The sequence below is a fragment of the Actinomadura sp. NPDC048032 genome, from assembly GCF_040653175.1.
Lineage (GTDB): Bacteria > Actinomycetota > Actinomycetes > Streptosporangiales > Streptosporangiaceae > Spirillospora > Spirillospora verrucosospora.
Genome location: NZ_JBEZJP010000520.1, coordinates 1 through 4,983, shown reverse-complemented (window position 1 = coordinate 4,983; position 4,983 = coordinate 1). Strand labels below are relative to the sequence as shown.

The following is a 4,983-nucleotide window of genomic DNA, read 5'->3' as shown; positions in this document are numbered from 1 at the left end:
CTCCGCCGACGGCTACCGGCTGCCGCAGCGGTTCCGGTCGGAGCTGGCCGACTGGGACCGGCCGCCGTTCTTCAAGAGCTTCCTCCGCCTGGACGTGACGGAGTCGCAGCTGCGCATCCGTTGCTTCGCGGCGACGGGGTGCGGCGACCACGAGACGTCGCCGCCGTGCGAGGACGAGGTGACGATCCCGCTGCGCTGACCGGCCGGTTTGGATGATCTGCCAGTCATGGGGCGAAAGTAGGCGATCTTGCCTCGCGGTGTGCCCGGCTGCCGTTACAGTCGTGGCTCACCACACCGGTGAACGGTAACGGACGGTCGGCCGGAAAACGACCGCGTCCTTCAGGAGAGCTTTTCCATGAGTCACCCCCAGCAGGGTCAGGGCCAACAGCAGGCATACCAGGGCGGCTACGCGCCCGCCCACGCGCAGCACCAGGCGCCCGCAGCCGCGGGCACCGGCCTCAACATGAAGCGCCGCAACCCCGTCGGCGCCTGGCTCGGGCTGCCGATCATCACGTTCGGCATCTACGGGCTCGTCTGGTTCTTCAAGGTCCACGACGAGCTGCACCAGTACGACCGGCGCATCGACAACGCCGCCACCAACGCGCTGCTGTCCATGCTGTTCGGCGGCATCACCCTCGGCATCTGGCCGCTCGTCATGTGGGTCAAGCTCGGCGGGCGCATCGCCCAGGCCCAGCGCTCGGCCGGCCTCCAGCCGAGCTGCAGCGGCGGCATGGGCTTCCTGCTCGGCATCTTCGGCTTCGGCGTGCTGTACTACCAGCTCCAGCTGAACAAGGTCATCGACCGCTACGGAGACACCCCCGCCGGCCAGCAGGTGTCGATCCTCTAGGCCTTTTTCTCCTCCTTCGGGCCTGGCGGCCCTCCATCGTCGATAAAGGCGGGCGATCGCTGGCATCGCTTCGTCTCGCCTTGGCGGCTCGCTTCGCGATCAGATTCTTGCTTCGCTCGAATCTGCCTTCGGACGCGATCGCATGGGGGAGGTCGTCGCCAGCCGAGCTTCAGACGCTGCCTTGAGCAGCGGGCCACGGCCCTGGCCTGCTGATTCGGATCGCGCTCGACCCCCTGTGACTTCGTCACGGGGGGTCTTCGCCATTGGTGCTACTGCTGGATTGTCGGTGGGCGGGGTCAGAATGGGCGGGTGAGGATCGCGGTCGCGGCCGGGGGCGGGCGTGGGGGTGCGTTGCGGGCGGTGGCCGAGGACGGCGCGCCCGCGGGGCCCGTCGAGGAGGTTCCCGACCTGGTCCCGGCCATCGCCGAGCGGGAACGCGAGTCGGCGCCGCGCTGGGTGTGGCCGTCCACCGCGCGGCTCTACCCCCGGCTGCTGGAGGCGGGCGTGCGGGTCGCGCGCTGCCACGACCTCGAACTCGTCGAAAGCCTGCTGCTCGGCCATGCCGGGCGGTACGGGGAGCCGCGCTCGGTCCGGGCGGCGTGGGCGCGGCTGCGCGGCGAGCCCGTCCCGGCCGATCCGCCGCCGCCCCGGGAAGACGCCGCACAGCCGTCGCTGTTCGACGACGACGCCGGGCGGGAGGAGTCCGCCGACGACCTCGGCCAGATCGTCGCGGTGCACGCCGAGCAGCAGCGCGCCGTCGCCGGGCTCGACGGGTTCGCGCTGCTCGCGGCGGCCGAGTCGGCCGGTTCGCTGGTGGCCGCCGAGATGGCGCACGACGGGCTGCCCTGGTCGGCGGACGAGCACGACGCGCTGCTCACCGAGATGCTCGGGCCGCGGCCCACGGGCGGTCTGCGGCCCCGCAGGCTGCAGGAGCTCGCCGACCGGATCAGCGCCGCGTTCGGGCCGCGCGTGCACGTCAACCCCGACTCCCCGGCGCAGATCATCAGGGCGTTCGCCTCGGCGGGGCTGCCGATCGCGTCCACGCGGGCGTACGTCCTCCGGCAGGTCGACCACCCCGCCGTGCCCCTGCTGCTGGAGTACAAGGAGCTGTCGCGGCTGCACGCCGCGCACGGCTGGACGTGGCTCGACACGTGGGTGAGCGGCGGCCGGTTCCGTCCCGAGTACGTCGTCGGCGGCGTCGTGTCCGGGCGGTGGGCGACGAGCGGCGGAGGCGCCCTGCAGATCCCGCGCGTGCTGCGCAAGGCCGTCGTCGCCGACCCGGGCTGGGCCCTGGTCGTCGCCGACGCCGCGCAGCTCGAACCCCGGGTGCTGGCGGCGCTCGCCGGCGACCGCGCGTTCTCCGAGGCCGCCGCGCACGGCGACCTCTACGCGGCCCTGTCCGACGCCTTCCGCGACGACGCCGACGGCGCGCGGACCGCGCGCGACAAGGCCAAGATCGCCCTGCTGTCCGCCATGTACGGGGGCGGGACGGCGGACGCGGTGCAGCTCCTCGCCGTCCTGAAGAGCCGGTTCCCGCAGGCGTTCGAGTACGTCGAGGCCGCCGCGCGGGCGGGGGAGCGCGGCCTGCTCGTGCGGTCCCGCCTCGGCCGCACGTGCCCGCCGCCCTCGGCCGGGTGGCGCGAGCTGACGTCGGCGGGCGACGACGACGCCGCCCCGGGGCCCCGGGGCGGCACGGCGGCCCAGGCGCTGCGCGGGCGGGGCCGCTTCACCCGCAACTTCGTCGTCCAGGCCACCGCCGCCGACTGGGCGCTCGCGCTCCTCGGCTCCCTGCGCCGCCGCCTCGCCGGGATCGGCCCGCCCCGCCTGGTGTTCTTCCAGCACGACGAGGTCATCGTGCACACCCCCGCCGACCTGGCCGCCGAGGTCGCCGACGCGGTCCGCGCGGCCGCGCGGGAGGCGCGCGGCCTCCTGTTCGGCGACACCCCGGTCGTCTTCCCGATGGAGATCGCGGTCGTCGACCGCTACGCCGACGCCAAGTGAGCGGCCGGCGCGCGGACCGGCTCAGGGCCTCGGCGGGCGGACGGTGAGGAGCAGGCCGGCGGCGGCCGTGCCCGCGGCGGCGATCGTGCAGAACAGGTAGACGGAGGCGTAGTCGCCGAACGCGGCCCGCTCCGGCAGCAGCGCGGCGAGGACGGCGATGCCGAGCGCGCCGCCGAGCTGCCGCGCCGTGGTGTTGAGTCCGGTGGCGCCGGCGAACCGCAGCGGCCCGGCCGACAGCGCGGCGGCCGAGGCGGTGCCGGTGCTGATCATTCCCATGCCCGTCCCGACCAGGAGGCCGAGCGGGAGCCAGAACGTCGCGAAGTGCGGTTCCGCGGGCAGGGTCGCGATGACCCACGCCCCGGACACGACCATGATCAGCGCGCCGCCGGTCACGGCCGGGCGGACCCCGAAGCGGGCGGCGAGGCGGCCCGCCGCGACCGCCGCCGCGGTGGCGGTGAACGCGCCCGGCGTCGAGGCGAACCCCGCCTTCAGGATCGAGTAGTGCCACTCGCCCGTCAGGTAGAGCACGCCGGCGAGCAGCCACGCGTACAGTGCCGTCCCGTACAGGAACGAGGCGGCGTTCGCGGCGGCGAACCGGCGGTCGCGCCACAGCGAGATCTCCAGCGCGGGCACCGGGTGCCGCGCCGACCGCCACAGCGCCAGGGCGACCAGAGCGGCGCCGCCGAGCGGCAGCGCGAGGGTCCGGGCGTCCGTCCAGCCCCAGTCCCGGCTCTGCGTGACGCCGAGCGCGGCCCCGCCGACCCCGGCGGCGAGCAGCAGCGTCCCGGCGAGGTCGGGCAGGCGGCCCGCCCCGCCCGCGGCCCGGGGGAGGCGCCGCCCGCCGAGCAGCATCGCCAGCCCTATCGGCACGTTGATGACGAACAGGGACCGCCAGCCGGACAGGTCGACCAGCACCCCGCCGAGGCCGGGGCCGATCGCGGCGGCGAAGGCGCCCGCCGCGCTCCACAGCCCGATGCTGCGGGCGCGCCGCTCGGGAGGCGTGTCGTGCAGCAGCAGCGCGAGGGACGCGGGGATCAGCGCCGCCGCGGCGGCGCCCTGCGCGGCGCGCGTCGCCAGCAGGACGGGCAGGTTCGGCGCGACCGCGCAGGCCAGCGACGCCAGCGTGAACAGGCCGGTGCCCCACAGGTACAGCGACCGCCGGCCGACCAGGTCGGCGACGCGGCCGGCGGGCGCGAGCAGCGCCGCGAACAGCACCGCGTACAGGGTGATCACCCAGGTCAGGCCGGACAGGGTGCTGCCCGGGAAGTCGGTGTGCAGGTCGGCGACGGCCAGGTTCGCGGCGGTGGCGTCGAGCATGGCCAGGAACGTCGCGCCGGCGGCGAGCCAGGGGACGTCCCGGCGCGCGGCGACCGGCCGCGGGGGCGCCGCGCCGGTCTGCGTCTCGGTGGTCATGGAGGACCTCTCAGGAAAGTAAACGAACGGTCGTACACTCTTCTAGAAGGAGGATCCGAGTCAAGGGGGCGGGCGCATTGACTTTGAACGAACGGTCGTGCAGATTTAAGGGCGTGACCACCGACGGACGGCTTCTCAAGGGCGAGCAGACGCGCGGCGCGATCCTCGGCCGCGCCGCCGACATCGCCTCGGCGGAGGGCCTGGAGGGCCTGTCGATCGGCCGGCTCGCCACCGAGCTGCGGATCAGCAAGAGCGGCGTGTTCACCCACTTCGGCTCCAAGGAGGAGCTCCAGCTGGCGACGATCCGCAAGGCGGCCGAGGTGTTCCGCCTGCACGTGATCGAGCCCGCGCTCGCCGCCCCCGAGGGGATCGGCCGCGTCCGCGCGCTCCTGGACGCGTGGCAGCGCTACCAGCGCGACCCCGTCTTCCCCGGCGGATGCTTCTTCCACTCCGCGATGGCCGAGTTCGACGCCCGCCCCGGACGCGTCCGCGACGCGATCGCCGCGTCGCAGCGCGACTGGCGCGCCTTCCTGGAGCGCTGCCTCCGCGAGGCGCGCGACCTCGGCGAGATCGACGCCGCGACCGACGTCTCCCAGCTCGCCTTCGAGCTGGACGCCCTCTGCCGCGCGGGCGGCGCGCAGGCCCTGCTCCACGACGACGCGTCCCTCTACGAGCGGGCCTCCCGCGCCATGAGCGCCCGGCTGGCCGCCGTCGCCGCCTCC

4 protein-coding genes and 1 pseudogene are annotated in these 4,983 nt (G+C 74.7%); 4 read left to right on the top strand and 1 reads right to left on the bottom strand.

The annotated features are described in order from the left end of the window. From AB0C69_RS37925 to AB0C69_RS37915, 3 genes and pseudogenes are all read left to right on the top strand, one after another. Window positions 1–199: pseudogene (locus tag AB0C69_RS37925) on the top strand (metallophosphoesterase); the annotation flags it as partial. 156 nt (window positions 200–355) lie between these two features. Beyond that, window positions 356–847 (top strand): DUF4234 domain-containing protein, encoded by a 492-nt coding sequence (locus AB0C69_RS37920; protein ID WP_345184640.1) that lies wholly within the window; start codon window positions 356–358, stop codon window positions 845–847. 309 nt (window positions 848–1,156) lie between these two features. After that, entirely contained in the window at window positions 1,157–2,848 is a 1,692-nt protein-coding gene (locus AB0C69_RS37915) for a bifunctional 3'-5' exonuclease/DNA polymerase (protein ID WP_360360680.1), read from the top strand. Between the two features lie 21 nt (window positions 2,849–2,869). Here the strand turns inward: AB0C69_RS37915 and AB0C69_RS37910 are convergent, their stop codons facing one another. Next, window positions 2,870–4,261, bottom strand: a complete 1,392-nt coding sequence (locus AB0C69_RS37910; RefSeq protein WP_360360677.1) for an MFS transporter — start codon at window positions 4,259–4,261, stop codon at window positions 2,870–2,872. Between the two features lie 113 nt (window positions 4,262–4,374). Here AB0C69_RS37910 and AB0C69_RS37905 point away from each other — a divergent pair. Beyond that, a partial coding sequence (locus AB0C69_RS37905) for a TetR/AcrR family transcriptional regulator (RefSeq protein ID WP_360360674.1) occupies window positions 4,375–4,983 on the top strand: 609 nt, incomplete at its 3' end.

Coding starts and splice junctions, on each gene's coding strand:
- AB0C69_RS37920 (WP_345184640.1), top strand. CDS start 356: ATGAGTCACCCCCAGCAGGGTCAGGGCCAACAGCAGGCATACCAGGGC.
- AB0C69_RS37910 (WP_360360677.1), bottom strand. CDS start 4,261: ATGACCACCGAGACGCAGACCGGCGCGGCGCCCCCGCGGCCGGTCGCC.